We start from the raw sequence: 14,799 nt of genomic DNA on the forward strand, positions 1-14,799 counted from the left end.
ATGACTTACCTATACCGCGGCGCCCGCCTCCGTCTTGTTCCCTAACGGCGTAAGCGAGACCTCTCGCACCACCGGGCCTTCGCCCGCGTGGAGCATCCAGATGATCGTCTTTCGGCACATCGCCGCGGAATGCAGGGACGACCGCGTCTTCGCTCTGATGGTCCTGGTCCTCGGTTCGTGGACGGCCTTCTGCTTCGGGCTGCTTGCCCTGAACGTCATCGACGTGTTGCCCCCATCTTGAGCGCCGGTTCCCGCCCAGGCCTGCGCGGCCGGTTGCCGTGCCCGATCCCCAGGTTCCCCTCCGCCTCCCCGATGCCGGAGGTGGGGACCGCGTCCGACGCCGTCGTGCTCCGACATATCGACGGTCGCTGTACCGCCTGCGGCATCCCCTTCAGCGGCTTCGCCGGCGGAGACACCGGCGTGGTCCGCGTCGACCGGGCCCTGTGGCGCGCGGCATGCCATCGGTCGGCGCACATCGACGTGCCCGGAGCCTGCCACGAATTGCGCGCCGCGTGGCGTCCAGGCGCTGGTCCGGCAAGCGCGGGTAGATCGGAATCGGAGCGATCCTAACGGCTTCCTTATAAGATCGCCCCTGGCTCCGTCTCGAACCCTAACGCGGTTCCGGTCCACATTCAGGGTCGGCAAAGACCGGTCGCGGCGTCCCCGCTTCCGGCCCGCCGAACCGGACACGACCCCCATGCTCGACATCGTCTTCATCGCCGGAGGCCTCGCCTTCTTCGCGCTCACCGCCGGCTACACCGCGCTCTGCGATCGCCTCTGAGGCACGCCGCCATGACCCTCGACCTCGCCCTCGGCGCCCTCGTGACCGCCGGCCTCCTCGTCTACCTCACCTACGCCCTCGTCCGCCCCGAGCGGTTCTGAGCGGCCAGACGGACCTCCCCCCATGACAACCAACGGCTGGATCCAGATCGCGCTGTACTGCGCGGTCGTTCTGGCGCTCGTGAAGCCGCTCGGGGCCTACATGACCCGGGTCTTCAACGGCGAGCGCACCTTCCTCTCGCCCGTGCTCGCTCCCATCGAGCGCGGGCTCTACCGCGTGGCTGGCATCGACGCCCGCCAGGAACAGACCTGGCTCGGCTACGCCGGGGGGATGATCGTCTTCAACCTGCTCGGCTTCGTGCTGCTGTACGCGATCCTCCGGCTGCAGGCGGTGCTGCCGTACAACCCGGCGGAACAGTCGGCGGTCGCCCCGGACCTCGCGTTCAACACCTCGACCAGCTTCGTCACCAACACGAACTGGCAGTCCTACGGCGGCGAGACCACGCTCTCGTACCTCTCCCAGATGCTTGGGCTGACGCACCAGAATTTCGTGTCGGCGGCCTCCGGCATCGCGGTCGCCGTGGCGCTGATCCGCGGGTTCGCCCGTGCCTCCACAAAGACGCTGGGCTCTTTCTGGGTCGATATGACCCGCGCCACCCTCTACGTGCTGCTGCCGATCTGCATCGTCTTCACGCTGTTCCTGGTCTCGCAGGGCATGCCGCAGACCCTCGGCGGCTATGTGGACGCCACGACGCTGGAGGGCGCCAAGCAGACCATTGCGGTCGGTCCGGTGGCGAGCCAGGTGGCGATCAAGTCGCTCGGCACCAACGGCGGCGGCTTCTTCAACGCCAACGCCGCGCATCCCTTCGAGAACCCCACCGCCCTGTCGAACTACCTCCAGATGATCTCGATCTTCGTGATCGGGGCGGCGCTCACCAACGTCTTCGGCCGCATGGTCGGGGATGAGCGCCAGGGCTGGGCTATCCTCGCGGCGATGGGCCTGCTCTTCGTGGCCGGCGTCGCCGTCACCTACTGGGCGGAAGCCAACGCGACCGGCGTCCTGTCCCAGCTCGGGCTCACGGGCGGCAACATGGAGGGCAAGGAGACCCGCTTCGGCATCGCGGCCTCGGCACTGTTCGCGGTGATCACCACCGCGGCCTCATGCGGCGCCGTCAACGCCATGCACGACTCGTTCACGGCGCTCGGCGGCCTGATCCCGCTCATCAACATGCAGCTCGGCGAAGTCATTATCGGCGGTGTCGGCGCCGGTCTCTACGGCATGCTGATCTTCGTGATCGTGGCGATCTTTGTGGCGGGCCTGATGGTCGGCCGCACGCCCGAATACCTCGGCAAGAAGATCGAGGCGAAGGAGGTGAAGATGGCGATGCTCGGCATCCTCTGCCTGCCGCTGATGATGCTGGGCTTCACCGCGCTCGCCACGGTGGTGTCCGCGGGCCTTGCCGGTCCGGCCAATGCCGGCCCGCACGGGTTCTCGGAGATCCTCTATGCCTACACGTCGGCGGCCGCGAACAACGGCTCGGCCTTCGGCGGGCTGACGGCCAACACCCTGTTCTACAACAGCACCCTGGCGATCGGCATGCTGGTCGGCCGGTTCTTCGTGAAGATCCCGGTGCTCGCCATCGCGGGCTCGCTCGCAGCCAAGAAGACGGTTCCGGCCTCCGCGGGCACCTTCCCGACCCATGGCGGCCTGTTCATCGGGCTGCTGGTCGGCGTGGTGTTGATCATGGGCGGCCTGACCTTCTTCCCGTCCCTGGCGCTCGGACCCATCGTCGAGCACTTCGCGGCCGTGGCCGGCCAGACCTTCGCGACGGGGGGCTGAGGCATGCCTCGCGCCCTCCACGCCCGTCGTGTGCCGCGCCACCACCTCGCGCTGCACCGCCCCCCGCTGCGGCACGACCGCGGCGGTGCCCAGCCCCTGCGGACCTCCGACCTCGTGATGGCGTTGCTCGGCGTCGTGATGCTCGGCGGCCTCGCCCTCGCCGCCGCCTTCGTCCTGACCTCCGGTGCGACCGCTCCCTGAACCAAGGCAGGCCCGGCCCTCGCGGCCGGGCCCCACCGCCCCTCTCCGGACACCTCAGACCATGTCCCGCCAGACCTCATCCCTGTTCAGCGCCGCCCTCGTCGGGCCGGCCCTCGTCGGCTCCGTCAGGAAGCTCGACCCCCGCGCCATGATCCGGAACCCGGTCATGTTCGTCGTCGAGGTCGTGGCCGTCCTCACGACCATCCTGTTCGCCCGCGACCTCCTCACCGGCGGCAGCGACCTCCTCTTCTCAGGCCAGATCATCCTCTGGCTGTGGTTCACCCTGATCTTCGCTAACTTCGCGGAGGCGCTGGCGGAAGGCCGCGGCAAGGCCCAGGCCGACAGCCTGCGGCGCACCCGCACCGAGATGACCGCCAAGCGGCTCACCGGCCAGGGTCGCAGCTACGAGAGCGTGCCCGGCACCTCGCTGAAGGTCGGCGACGTGGTGCTCGTCGAGGCCGGCGACCTGATCCCCTCCGACGGCGAGGTGATCGAGGGCGTCGCCTCGGTCAACGAAGCCGCCATCACCGGCGAGTCCGCTCCGGTGATCCGCGAGTCCGGCGGTGACCGCTCTGCGGTGACCGGCGGGACACAGGTGCTGTCCGACGAGATCAAGGTCCGGATCACCGCGGCCGCCGGCTCGACTTTCGTCGATCGCATGATCGCTCTGGTCGAGGGTGCGTCGCGGCAGAAGACGCCGAACGAGATCGCCCTGAACATCCTGCTCGCCGGATTGACCCTCGTGTTCGTCTTCGCGGTGGCCTCGATCCCGAGCTTCGCCAGCTACGCGGGCGGGTCGATCCCCGTGATCGTGCTGGTCGCCCTGTTCGTGACGCTGATCCCCACGACCATCGGCGCGCTGCTCTCGGCCATCGGCATCGCCGGCATGGACCGGCTGGTGCGCTTCAACGTGCTCGCCATGTCCGGCCGCGCCGTCGAGGCGGCGGGTGACGTCGACACGCTGTTGCTGGACAAGACCGGCACGATCACGCTCGGCAACCGGCAGGCCACCGAGTTCCGTCCCGTCCGCGGTGTCACCGAGCAGGACTTGGCCGACGCGGCGCAACTCGCCTCGCTCGCGGACGAGACGCCGGAGGGCCGCTCCATCGTGGTCCTCGCGAAGGAGAAGTACGGCATCCGCGCCCGGGACATGGCGAGCCTGAACGCCACCTTCGTGCCGTTCACCGCGCAGTCGCGGATGTCGGGGGTGGACCTGCAGGGCACGTCGATCCGCAAGGGCGCGGTCGATGCGGTCATCGCCTCGGTCTCGGGCCAGCCGATGGCGAGCCGGGGCTCGAACGTGGCCCTGGCCGTCCGTCCCGAGGCGGAGACCGGCGTCGTGACCGAGATCCGTGCCATCGCGGAAACCATCGCCAAGGCCGGCGGCACCCCGCTCGCCGTGTCCAAGGACGGCCGCCTACTCGGTGTCGTCTACCTCAAGGACATCGTGAAGGGCGGCATCCGCGAGCGCTTCGCGGAACTGCGCCAGATGGGCATCCGCACGGTGATGATCACCGGCGACAACCCGATGACCGCCGCCGCCATCGCGGCCGAGGCGGGGGTGGACGACTTCCTCGCCCAGGCCACCCCGGAGGACAAGCTCGCGCTGATCCGCAAGGAGCAGTCCCAGGGCAAGCTGGTCGCCATGTGTGGCGACGGCACCAACGACGCCCCGGCGCTCGCCCAGGCCGATGTCGGCGTCGCCATGAACACCGGTACGGTGGCCGCCCGCGAGGCCGGGAACATGGTCGACCTCGACAGCGACCCGACGAAGCTCATCGAGATCGTCGGCATCGGCAAGCAGTTGCTGATGACCCGCGGCGCGCTGACGACCTTCTCCATCGCCAACGACGTGGCGAAATACTTCGCCATCATCCCGGCGATGTTCCTGACGCTCTACCCGCAGCTCCAGGCGCTGAACGTCATGCACCTGGCCTCGCCGCAGAGCGCGATCCTGTCGGCCATCATCTTCAACGCGCTCATCATCGTGGCGCTGATCCCGCTGGCCCTGAAGGGTGTCACCTACCGGGCCGTCGGCGCCGCCGCGCTGCTGCGCCGGAACCTGCTGATCTACGGCCTCGGCGGCGTCCTGGTGCCGTTCGTCGGCATCAAGGCCATCGACCTCGCCGTCAGCGCCCTGCACCTCGCGTAACGTCTGCGTCCTCTCCCTCTCCCTCGTGGGGAGGGGAGCCGTCCAACGAAAGCCCTCGCCATGTTGAACCAGCTTCGCCCCGCCCTCGTCCTCCTCGTCGCCATGACGGCGGTCACCGGCCTCGCCTACCCGCTGGCGATGACCGGCATCGCGGGGGCCATCTTCCCGGCCAAGGCCGCCGGCAGCCTGATCGAGCGCGACGGCAAGGTCGTCGGCTCCAGCCTGATCGGCCAGAACTTCACCGGGGCCAACTACTTCCACGGCCGCCCCTCGGCGACCACGGCGGCGGACCCGGCCGACGCCACCAAGACCGTCCCGGCGCCCTACAACGCGGCGAATTCCTCCGGCTCGAACCTCGGCCCGACGAGCGCGGCGCTGGCCGAGCGGGTCAAGGGCGACCTCGACACGCTGAAGGCCGAGAACCCCGGCCAGCCCGTTCCGGTCGACCTCGTGACGACCAGCGGCTCCGGCCTCGACCCGGACATCTCACCCGACGCAGCCCTGTTCCAGGTGCCGCGCGTCGCCAAGGCCCGCAACGTCCCGGAGGACAAGCTGCGCGACCTCGTCGCCGGTCAGATCCAGGGCCGCACGCTCGGCCTGCTCGGCGAGCCGCGCGTCAACGTCCTGGCGCTCAACCTCGCCCTGGACGACCTCGCCAAGCGCTGAGGAACGAGCATGTCCGAGAACGGCCGCGACCCGAACCGCCCCTCGCCCGACGCGCTGCTCGAAGCGGCGCGCCGGGAGGAACGGACCCGCGGCCGACTCAAGGTCTTCCTCGGGGCCGCCCCCGGCGTCGGCAAGACCTACGAGATGCTGACGATCGGACGTGCCAGGCTGAAGGCCGGGGCCGACGTGGTGATCGGCGTCGTCGAGACACACGGAAGGGCCGAGACCGAGGCCCTGCTCGACGGCTTCGAGGTGATCCCCCGGCGGCCCGTGCCGTATCACGGCACCGTCCTTGAAGAGATGGACCTCGACGCCCTGCTCGCCCGCCGGCCGGCGCTCGCCCTCGTCGACGAGCTCGCCCACACCAACGCGCCGGGCTCCCGCCATCCGAAGCGCTACCAGGACGTCGAGGAACTGCTCGATGCCGGCATCGACGTCCTGACGACGCTCAACATCCAGCACGTCGAGAGCCTGAACGACGTCGTCGCCTCGATCACCCGCATCCGGGTGCGTGAGACCGTGCCTGACGGGGTCCTGGACCGGGCCGACGACATCGAGGTGGTGGACCTTAACCCCGACGACCTGATCGAGCGCCTGAAGGCCGGGAAGGTCTACGTCCCGACCAACGCCGAGCGCGCGCTGAAGCACTACTTCTCCCGGGGCAACCTGACGGCCCTGCGGGAACTGGCGCTGCGGCGTACGGCCGACCGGGTGGACGACGAACTCCTGAGCCACATGCGGGCCAACGCCATCGCTGGCCCCTGGGCGGCGGGCGAGCGCGTGCTGGTCTGCGTCAGCGAGGATCCCCGGTCCTCCGGCCTCGTCCGCTACACGAAGCGTCTCGCCGACCGCCTGCACGCCCCGTGGACCGCGCTCGCCGTGGAGGGCACCCGCGCCGCCTCCTTGAGCGAGGCCCAGCGCGACCGGATCGCCGAGGCCCTGCGGCTCGCCGACAAGCTCGGGGGCGACGCCGTCACGCTCCCCGGCGGCCGCCGGACCGCCGACGACATCCTGGCCTACGCCCGCTCGGCCAACGTCAACCACGTCGTGGTCGGCAAGTCGGAGCGCTCCCGCCTGTTCGAACTCGTCAACGGCTCGGTGGTGCACGACCTCGTCCGGGACGGGGGCAACATCTGCGTGCACGTGGTGCCCGGTGAGGCCGTGGAGCCGGAGAAGCCGACACGTCGCGCCGTCGCGACCGCCGCACCGCGCACGGCGTTCGACGCCCGGCCCTACCTCGTTGCTCTGGCCGCGGTGGGGGCCGGCCTCGGTGCGGCGGTCGTGGCCCAACCCTACGCGGGCGTCGAGAACGCCGACCTGTTCCTGCTCACCGCCGTGGTTGGGGTCGCGGTCAAATGGGGCCTGGGCCCGGCGCTCGCCGCGGTGGTGGCCGCCTCGCTCGCCTACAATTTCTTCTTCCTGCCGCCGGTCTACACCCTCACCATCGCCGACCCGACCAACGTCGCCGCGTTCCTGCTCTTCACCCTGGTGGCCGTGCTCGTCTCCAACCTCGCCGCCCGGGCGAGGCTGACCGCCATGGTGAGCCAGGGACGGGCGCGGGCGACGGAGCGGCTGTTCGGATTCTCGCGCAAGCTCGCCGCCTGCGGCACCCTCGACGACGTGCTCTGGGCGACCTCGTCCCAGGTCGCGGCGATCCTGAAGGTGCGCGTCGTGCTCCTCCTACCCGAGGGCAAGGCGGTGACGGTGCGGGCCGGCTACCCGCCGGAGGACATGTTGGACGAGGCCGACGTCGCGGCGGCGCAGTGGGCTTTCGACAACGACCGCCCCGCGGGCCGGGGCGCCGACACGCTGCCCGGCGCCAAGCGCCTGTTCCTGCCGATGCGGACCGGGCGCGGCACCGTCGGTGTGGTCGGCCTCGACGCGGACGGGACCGGGCCGATCCTCACGCCGGAGGGCCGCCGCATGTTCGATGCCCTCGCCGACATGGGGGCGCTCGCCATCGAGCGGGTGAGCCTCGTGGAGGATCTCGACCGGGCCGAGCGCGCCGCCGAGACCGACCGACTGCGGCAGGCGCTGCTGACCTCGATCAGCCACGACCTGCGCACGCCGCTGGCGTCGGTGCTCGGCGCGGCCAGCACGCTGCGCGACCTCGACACCGCGCTTGACGGCGCGGCCAAGGCGGAGCTGCTCGGTACGATCATCGAGGAATCGGAGCGGTTGAACCGCTTCATCGTGAACCTCCTCGACATGACCCGCCTGGAGGCAGGCGCGGTCGCGCCAAACCTCGCCCCGCAGGATGTGGCCGAGACCGTCGACACGGCGCTGCGCCGGGTCGAGAAGGTGCTGTGCGGCCATAGGATCGCGGTCGACCTCGCGCCTAACCTGCCGACCCTGCGCCTCGACCCGGTCCTGTTCGAGCAGGTGCTCGTGAACCTCCTCGACAACGCCGCGAAGTACGCGCCCGAGGACACGACCGTGACGGTGCGGGCCCGCCAGGACGGACGGTCCGTCCGCATCGAGATCCTCGACGAGGGCAACGGCATCCCGGAGGCGGACGTCGAGCGCCTGTTCGACAAGTTCTACCGGGTGCGCAAGAGCGACCGCGTCCGAGCCGGTACCGGGCTGGGCCTGGCCATCTCGCGCGGCTTCGTCGAGGCGATGGGCGGCACCGTCACCGCGGGCAACCGGCACGACCGGCTGGGCGCGGTCTTCACCGTGACACTGCCCGTCCCCGCTCGGTCGTCAAAGGACATCGCCGCATGAGCCCGACCGTCCTCGTGATCGACGACGAGCCGCCGATCCGTAAGCTGCTGCGCATGGGCCTCTCGACCCAGGGCTACGCCATCCTGGAGGCGCCGAACGGGGCGACCGCCCTGGACGTGCTGGGGCGGGAGGGCGTGGACCTCGTCCTGCTCGACCTCGGCCTGCCGGACATGCGCGGCCACGACCTCCTGCGGACGATCCGGGCGAGCCATCCCGGCTTGCCGGTGGTGGTCCTGTCGAGCCGGGACGACGAGGCCGGCAAGGTCGAGGCGCTGGACCTTGGCGCAGACGACTACGTGACCAAGCCGTTCGGCATGGCCGAGCTCCTGGCCCGACTCCGGGCGGCGCTGCGCCACCAACTCGCCCAGCGCGGCGAGCGTCCGGTGTTCCGAATTGACGGCCTGAGCGTGGACCTCGTCCGCAGGGTTGTGAGGGTCGACGACGTCGAGGTGAAGCTCACCCCGCGCGAGTACGACTTCCTCCGCGTGCTCGTGCTCCATGCCGGCAAGGTGCTCACCCACGCGCAACTCATGCACGAGGTCGCGGTCTCGTCCGAGCCGCAATACCTCCGCGTCTACGTGCGCCAGCTCCGCCAGAAGCTTGAGGCCGACCCCGAGCGGCCGCGCATCCTTCTCACCGAGACCGGCGTCGGCTATCGCCTCCGGGCCCCGGACGACGAGCCAAACCTCAAGCCGCGCGCCGCGAACGATGCCGGGCCGCGAACGACGGAGACGACGCACTGATGCCGCTCTCGACGCCCCGCCGGCCGGCACCATGACCATCGACGAGATCCTCGCGCCCGAGGACGTCCTGGCGGGCCTGCGCGCCCCATCCAAGAAAGCCCTGCTGGAGAGCCTGGCCGCGCGGGCCGCGGACCGGCTCGGCCTCGCCGTCGACGTGATCCTCGCCCCCCTCGCCAGGCGGGAGGAACTGGGTTCGACCGGCGTAGGGGACGGCGTGGCGCTGCCCCATGCGAGGCTGGAAGGCATCGACCGACCGTTCGGCCTGCTGGCGCGGCTGCGCGATCCGATGGAGTTCGACGCGGTGGACGACCGCCCGATCGACCTCGTCTTCCTGCTGCTGCTCCCCGCCGGCAGCGAGGGGCGGCACCTGAACGCCCTGGCCTGCGTGGCGCGGTGGCTGCGGGACCCTGAGACCGCGGCGGCCCTGCGCGGCGCCCGCGACGCCGCCGCGCTGCACGCCGTCGTCGGCGACCGGATGCTCAGCAAAGCCTGAGCGAGATTGGGCCGAGCCCGCCAAGCCTGGCCGTCAGTATTTGGCCGGGCAACACCTGCGCGAGGCCGCAGCAACTGCCGACCGACACGAGGTCGCCGCCGTTCAGGCCCGAGCCGCGGTCGGCGAGGTGGCGTGCCAGCCACGCGACCGCGTTGAGCGGGTCGCCCATGACGTCGCGCCCGTGGCCACGGGCGACCACGTTCCCGTCGATGGCGAGGCTCGCCTCTCCGGCGGCGATGTCCGCGCTCATCCAGCCGTCGATCCATGGTCCGGCCACGTGGGCGACCTCCAGCCCGAGGTCCGCTGTCGCCGCCCGCTCGTCGAGCACCGTCGGCAGCGCGGTGCGCCGCCCGACGATGTGCAGGTCGAGCCGGCAGGCGGCGCAGGCGCCGAGGGCGTTGCGCGCGGTCGTCGCCTCCTCGTCGGTGAATGGGAACGAGCGACCGATCATGAAGGTGAGGCCGACGCTGGCGCCGAGCGCGCCGCGCGGCAGCCGGAGCGTCCCGCCGTCGTCCAGGATGGCCTCGCGCAGGAGCGGTCCGACGACCGGCCCGCCCAGCCGGAGAGTGCGCGCCACCGCGGGATGCGTGCCGACGAGGGCGTAGCCGATCTGCGCCCAGCCGAGCGCCCTCACGGTCGCGTCGGATACGTCCTCGGCATCCTCCAAGGTCATCACGGACGAAAGGTCGACGTCGGCGAGGTTGCCTGCGATGCGCGCTTGCGCGAGCCGCCGCCCCTGCGCGTCTGGGTCGATGCTGGCGGTGCGGAGGGCGAGCATGGCAAGTTCTGGGAACACGGAAGGTCCCGGAGCCTGCACGCTCTCGCATAAGGGTTCGAGAAGGCGGACGGGGTCGCTGTATCAGTATCCCGTTAAGGACCTGCCGACCGCATCGCCCGCCGTTCGAAGGGCGTCAGATGCCCACTAGGTCGCCAAGGACGTCGGCGGCGAGCAGGAGGCAGAAGCCGCCGAGCGTGGCGACACCCGCGACCGCGAGGACGAGGTCCGATGTCCGGACGGCGTCTGCGCTGCGGCGCCCGGAACCCAGGTGCCGGAAGTGGCGGGCTCGGACGGAACGGGTGGACACGGGTGACCCCTGGGATCTGTTACGGGAGTGATATGGGAAGCGCGGCCCGGCCGCTCCAGTGGGCCGGGCACGTTCTCAGATGCGGAACTCGACGCGTTCCCCGGACAGGAACACCGCGTCAGGCCGGTGGTCGGTCTCGTCCTCGGCGTAGTCGACGGCGGCCTTCCGGCTGCGGAAGATGCCGCCGGCCCGCCCGTGGGTCTCGATGGCGACCCAGTGCCCTTCCGGGTCCTGGCCTACGATGAACCGGGCCGCGTCCGAGGCGGGGGCCTCGGCATGGATGGCGGCAACGTGGATGGTGGGAGACATCGTGTGTCTGGGGTTCGCGCGGTCCTCGTTGAACCGCGACCCTAAGCTGGGCCCGAATGCGTTAGGGTTCGAGCGGGAAGCGACGTCGATTCCGTAAGTGTGTCGTTAGGATTTCTGGTGCCGACTTTCCGTCCCCTCGAAATCGGGAGGCCCGCCGCCCAACTGGGCGCTACTGCCGGTCGACCCGGCGAGGTTGGGGGGCAGTCGTGCGCAAGTTAGCGTTTCCGGATGGTCGCGGGGCATGGCTGCCCCTCGGCTTGGCGCTCTTGCTCATCCTTCTCGTCGCCACTGGCTTCTACTTGACCCGGGCCACGATTCTGACCATCGCGGTCGCCCCGAGCGGCGGAACCGAGCCAGCCCTCTTGCAGGCCTACGCCGACGAACTCGCCCGTCGAAAGCTCGCCGTCCGCCTGAAGGTCGTCGCGTTCGGCGGCGTGCAGGAAAGCGCCGAGGCACTGCGGGGCGGCAAGGCCGACCTCGCGGTGGTCAGGCCCGACGTCGCGCTGCCGGGGAACGGCCTCACGCTCGCCATCCTGCGCGAGCTCGCGGCCTTCGTCGTGGCTCCCGGAGCGTCCGGCATCAAGGCCATCCCGGACCTCGCGGGGAAGCGGCTGGGCATGCTGGCCGCGCGGACGGCGGATCGCACGCTGCTGCGGGATCTCCTCGCCCACGATGGGCTTGAACTCCTGACCAATCCTCCGACCGGTGTCGTGGGCGGAAAGTCCGTCGCGTTGGTTCCCGTGGAGAAGTCCGACGTCGCGGCCGCCTTCCGCGACGGTCGGATCGACGCCATGGCGCTGGTGACGACGCCCACCCTCCCGTCCGCGAGACGGATCGTCGGCCTCGTGGGGGAGGCAAGTGAAGCCGGCGAGGTCGCGCTGATCGGGTTTCCCGACACCGCCGCCCTTTTGGCCCGGTGGCCGCGCCTGCAAGCGGTCACGGTCCCTGCGGCCCTGTACGGCGGCAACCCGCGCCTCCCCGGCGAGGACGTCGCGACCGTGGGCTCGTCCTACCGGCTGATGGCCCGTTCCGGCCTGTCGCGCAGCGTGGCCGCGGAAGTGACCCAGCACCTGTTCGAGATGCGCACGGCGCTCGCAGAGACCGTGCCGGCGGCCGAGGACGTCACCCACCCCGATTACGAGGACACCGCCGACGCAACCAGCGCTCGCCTGCCCAGCCATCCGGGTGCCATCGACTACTACGAGCGCGAGCAGGAGACCTTCATCGAGCGCTACGAGAGCTGGATCTACCTCGTCGCCATCCTCGGTGGTGGACTGGGTTCGACCGCCGCGTGGCTGCGGCAGCGCCTCGGACGCATCCGCCGGGAGCGGATCGAGGTGGCCATAGGGAGGCTGCTGGAGCTTCGTTCGGAGGCGCGCCGCGAGACCGACCGTGCGCGCCTGGAGGCGATGGCGGGCGAGGTGGACGACCTCGCCGGGAGCATTGCCCGCCATGCCCTGAATAGGCCGACCGAACCGCGGACGCTCGGCGCCGCCACAGTGGCCATCGAGGCGGCGCGCTCGACCGTGAAGCGGGTCTTGGACCGGAACGGAGTGCCGACGTGATATCGACTCGTGCGAGGCCGCCGGGCGCCGCAACCTGTATTTTTGTCGGTGGCCGCAGAGGTGAGGCCGAGGCTGCCGAGATGGCGGCGGCGCGATGAGTGGTGCTTGCCAGTCTCGAAACATTCGATGCCTGCGGGTCCTAGCGATGCCTAGGCTTGCGCCGAAGGCGCGTGCGCGCAGGTAGCCGGTTTTGCCTCGGAAACGACGGGCCACCGGCCTGCCAGCACGGCGTAGTCCTTGATGATCAGGTCCGGGAGCCGGGTTGCAAAAAAGGGAAGACGATCAATCGAAATATCTTCAGGTTTAATTTGTTGCCACTTGGCTAACTTGAGATATATCTAAGCAGAACTTTGCGCCTCAGAGCACATCATTGCGCCGGGGTGCAAAAACTGGGCGTCAGCTTGCGCCAGCATCAGCAGCGTCACGCCCGATTCGCAACTTGATGCAGACCTTCAGTGGTATGATGTGGATGGTCCTGAGGACGGCACTCTGAGCCCATTAAATTAGCCGCGCTGAACGTCCGCTTGCCCGCAATCTGAGCCTAACAGCAGCCATTCCGCTTTCGGCCCGACGACGTCATGCCGAGTCGACAATGATTGCAAAATCGGCCGTTCGGCTTCGCGCCTATCACAGCCATTCAGTTGGCCCAAGCGAGATCCAGTAAGCAGACGATGATCGCGTCGGGCGTACTGACTGCATTCCGACAGCCCGCGCGGTTCAACGCGATCCTGCTCGGTTTCCTGCGGCGCCATCCCGTCCCGGGATGACAAGCTGCATCATGGGGACGGGTTCGCGTGTGGAGAGGCACCCACCGTGAACGACCTGCGCAACAGAGAAGCTGTTCCTGGCTAACCCCGTGAGTCTTCCGCGGAAGGCCATAGAGGCCGTGAGGGCGAGGCTGCTCTACCTCCCGCCCAACAGCCGGACTTCAATTCGATCAAGCAGATCTTCGCTAAGTTGAAGGGCCTGCTCCGAACTGCGGTGGCCCGGACTATCCCCGAGCTGTGGTACACCATCCGGCAGGCCTTCACTCGGTTCACGGTCGATGAGTGCAGCATCTGCATCGCTGCCGCCGGGCACGAAATTAACTTGGCCGTCGCCACGTGAGCGGGCATGGCTCTAGTTGTGACCTTTGCCATAATGCTTAGCGAGAAAACCGGGACGCGGCACTAAGCTTCTTGAGCGTTGAACGCTTGCAGAGGTGTTGCCGCACAGCAACTCGACTTAACGTTCCGATACGTCTGTGAACGTGCGTTGCACGATTCGACCAGTAGCCGTCGCTTCAGCTCTGGAGTCATATGGCGTCTTAACCCCATTCTATGTATGAGCGCGTGCTAGTCACTCACCGCTTTAGGCTGGTCCCTGCCAAAAATCTCGCTTACGCAAAGCAAAAGCCATGATGAAACTATCTTTCTGAGGCGGTCTGAAAGATTTATATTTTGGGATAAATCAGAATGACTCGAATCTGGCGATCAATTAAACCTAACCGGTTTCCTTTTCAGAATGGGGCGACTTACGACCCTAAATTAAAAATTCAAATTGAACCTGTTGCTTGCAACTTATCCGATGACCCGATCTGGAATTTTGCACCACTAACCAAGGATGCAAGAAAATTTATACCCTACAATGTCATCAAATCAGTTCATATTTTCAATTACAACGAAGATAATCCATTTGCGCTGCTGCTCACAGTCACGCCGCCGCGAGCTTGGGCTTTCGCAATCAGATCAAGATTAATATCTAGACGCCCAGAGCATGTAATATTAGCGAACGATGATCGGTGTATTCTGCTCACACCTGAACGCGTTTGGCTACATCGAGCTAGCCAAATCCTCGGCGTAGCGGGAGACATCTTAGCGGGGACTATGACTCTTCCAAAATCTTCGAGACGGCCGATCGTTGGATGTAGGTCTGACATCGAAGAGCTTGGCGACTTGATACGCTAACCTCAAACTCCTTGCTATTGACCACACACGAAAACTAGTCGGCCAGCCCTCGCGACCACACCTCGTCTGAAGCTCTCACGGCTTTACCGAAACCGCGACTGCGGCCCGCCCTCCGAGAGGGAGGCGCATCTCAAGTGCACGGTAATTACCGTCCGACCAGTACTCAGTCATAATTGATCAGGCCGAGGATGGGCCATCCGGATCTTGCCGGCCCTGGGACCGAATCGTGGCCGTCGATTCGCGCGCCGGGCGGGCTGGATCCGGACTCGGCATGCCCCCGACATGGGCCTCCCCC

General features: G+C 68.3%; 13 protein-coding genes and 1 pseudogene. 11 read left to right on the top strand and 3 right to left on the bottom strand.

All coding sequences use genetic code 11. From position 1 onward, the window contains the following. Positions 1 to 100 precede the first annotated feature (100 nt). From ME121_RS33895 to ME121_RS20725, 9 genes are all read left to right on the top strand, one after another. A complete protein-coding gene (locus ME121_RS33895) occupies positions 101 to 241 on the top strand; it encodes a hypothetical protein (RefSeq protein WP_179239942.1) in 141 nt (46 codons plus the stop codon). Between the two features lie 551 nt (positions 242 to 792). Further along, the gene (locus ME121_RS20690) at positions 793 to 882 is read left to right on the top strand and encodes a K(+)-transporting ATPase subunit F (protein WP_017484418.1); all 90 of its coding nucleotides are present in this window, start codon (positions 793 to 795) and stop codon (positions 880 to 882) included. 22 nt (positions 883 to 904) lie between these two features. Then, positions 905 to 2,620 carry a potassium-transporting ATPase subunit KdpA gene (kdpA, locus tag ME121_RS20695; protein WP_059409525.1) on the top strand — a complete coding sequence of 572 codons (1,716 nt, stop codon included), beginning with the start codon at positions 905 to 907 and terminating at the stop codon, positions 2,618 to 2,620. A gap of 3 nt (positions 2,621 to 2,623) precedes the next feature. Then, positions 2,624 to 2,821 (top strand): hypothetical protein, encoded by a 198-nt coding sequence (locus ME121_RS20700; protein WP_043074413.1) that lies wholly within the window; start codon positions 2,624 to 2,626, stop codon positions 2,819 to 2,821. 61 nt (positions 2,822 to 2,882) lie between these two features. After that, a complete protein-coding gene (kdpB, locus tag ME121_RS20705; RefSeq protein WP_043074414.1) occupies positions 2,883 to 4,973 on the top strand; it encodes a potassium-transporting ATPase subunit KdpB in 2,091 nt (696 codons plus the stop codon). Between the two features lie 60 nt (positions 4,974 to 5,033). After that, complete coding sequence (locus tag ME121_RS20710) at positions 5,034 to 5,639, top strand: K(+)-transporting ATPase subunit C (RefSeq protein ID WP_043074415.1); 606 nt, start codon at positions 5,034 to 5,036, stop codon at positions 5,637 to 5,639. A 9-nt stretch (positions 5,640 to 5,648) separates the two neighbouring features. Beyond that, positions 5,649 to 8,363, top strand: a complete 2,715-nt coding sequence (locus ME121_RS20715; RefSeq protein ID WP_059409526.1) for an ATP-binding protein — start codon at positions 5,649 to 5,651, stop codon at positions 8,361 to 8,363. Continuing rightward, positions 8,360 to 9,106: a response regulator transcription factor gene (locus ME121_RS20720; protein WP_043074416.1), complete on the top strand. Its 747-nt coding sequence runs from the start codon at positions 8,360 to 8,362 to the stop codon at positions 9,104 to 9,106. The genes ME121_RS20715 and ME121_RS20720 overlap by 4 nt, the downstream gene beginning before the upstream one ends. A gap of 31 nt (positions 9,107 to 9,137) precedes the next feature. Beyond that, the gene (locus ME121_RS20725) at positions 9,138 to 9,599 is read left to right on the top strand and encodes a PTS sugar transporter subunit IIA (protein WP_059409527.1); all 462 of its coding nucleotides are present in this window, start codon (positions 9,138 to 9,140) and stop codon (positions 9,597 to 9,599) included. Here ME121_RS20725 and ME121_RS20730 read toward each other — a convergent pair. The 3 genes from ME121_RS20730 to ME121_RS20735 all read right to left on the bottom strand — a co-directional run bounded on the left by ME121_RS20730 (position 9,586) and on the right by ME121_RS20735 (position 10,993). Continuing rightward, complete coding sequence (locus ME121_RS20730; RefSeq protein WP_043074417.1) at positions 9,586 to 10,377, bottom strand: 2-keto-4-pentenoate hydratase; 792 nt, start codon at positions 10,375 to 10,377, stop codon at positions 9,586 to 9,588. The two genes, ME121_RS20725 and ME121_RS20730, sit on opposite strands and share 14 nt — an antisense overlap. A gap of 133 nt (positions 10,378 to 10,510) precedes the next feature. Beyond that, positions 10,511 to 10,684: a hypothetical protein gene (locus ME121_RS33900; protein ID WP_179239941.1), complete on the bottom strand. Its 174-nt coding sequence runs from the start codon at positions 10,682 to 10,684 to the stop codon at positions 10,511 to 10,513. 75 nt (positions 10,685 to 10,759) lie between these two features. Continuing rightward, a complete protein-coding gene (locus tag ME121_RS20735; RefSeq protein WP_043074418.1) occupies positions 10,760 to 10,993 on the bottom strand; it encodes a hypothetical protein in 234 nt (77 codons plus the stop codon). A gap of 257 nt (positions 10,994 to 11,250) precedes the next feature. On the opposite strand from ME121_RS20735, the gene ME121_RS20740 reads away from it, so the two are divergent. Further along, positions 11,251 to 12,558: a TAXI family TRAP transporter solute-binding subunit gene (locus ME121_RS20740; RefSeq protein ID WP_202130960.1), complete on the top strand. Its 1,308-nt coding sequence runs from the start codon at positions 11,251 to 11,253 to the stop codon at positions 12,556 to 12,558. Positions 12,559 to 13,429: 871 nt separating this feature from the next. Further along, positions 13,430 to 13,665, top strand: a pseudogene (locus ME121_RS20745) (IS630 family transposase); the annotation flags it as partial. Positions 13,666 to 14,799: the final 1,134 nt, after the last annotated feature.

It is taken from the genome of Methylobacterium sp. ME121, assembly GCF_000974725.1.
In the GTDB taxonomy this organism is placed as follows: Bacteria; Pseudomonadota; Alphaproteobacteria; order Rhizobiales; family Beijerinckiaceae; genus Methylobacterium; species Methylobacterium radiotolerans.

Coding starts and splice junctions, on each gene's coding strand:
- ME121_RS20690 (WP_017484418.1), top strand. CDS start 793: ATGACCCTCGACCTCGCCCTCGGCGCCCTCGTGACCGCCGGCCTCCTC.
- ME121_RS20700 (WP_043074413.1), top strand. CDS start 2,624: ATGCCTCGCGCCCTCCACGCCCGTCGTGTGCCGCGCCACCACCTCGCG.
- ME121_RS20730 (WP_043074417.1), bottom strand. CDS start 10,377: ATGCTCGCCCTCCGCACCGCCAGCATCGACCCAGACGCGCAGGGGCGG.
- ME121_RS33895 (WP_179239942.1), top strand. CDS start 101: ATGATCGTCTTTCGGCACATCGCCGCGGAATGCAGGGACGACCGCGTC.
- kdpB (WP_043074414.1), top strand. CDS start 2,883: ATGTCCCGCCAGACCTCATCCCTGTTCAGCGCCGCCCTCGTCGGGCCG.
- kdpA (WP_059409525.1), top strand. CDS start 905: ATGACAACCAACGGCTGGATCCAGATCGCGCTGTACTGCGCGGTCGTT.
- ME121_RS20715 (WP_059409526.1), top strand. CDS start 5,649: ATGTCCGAGAACGGCCGCGACCCGAACCGCCCCTCGCCCGACGCGCTG.
- ME121_RS20720 (WP_043074416.1), top strand. CDS start 8,360: ATGAGCCCGACCGTCCTCGTGATCGACGACGAGCCGCCGATCCGTAAG.
- ME121_RS20710 (WP_043074415.1), top strand. CDS start 5,034: ATGTTGAACCAGCTTCGCCCCGCCCTCGTCCTCCTCGTCGCCATGACG.
- ME121_RS20735 (WP_043074418.1), bottom strand. CDS start 10,993: ATGTCTCCCACCATCCACGTTGCCGCCATCCATGCCGAGGCCCCCGCC.
- ME121_RS20725 (WP_059409527.1), top strand. CDS start 9,138: ATGACCATCGACGAGATCCTCGCGCCCGAGGACGTCCTGGCGGGCCTG.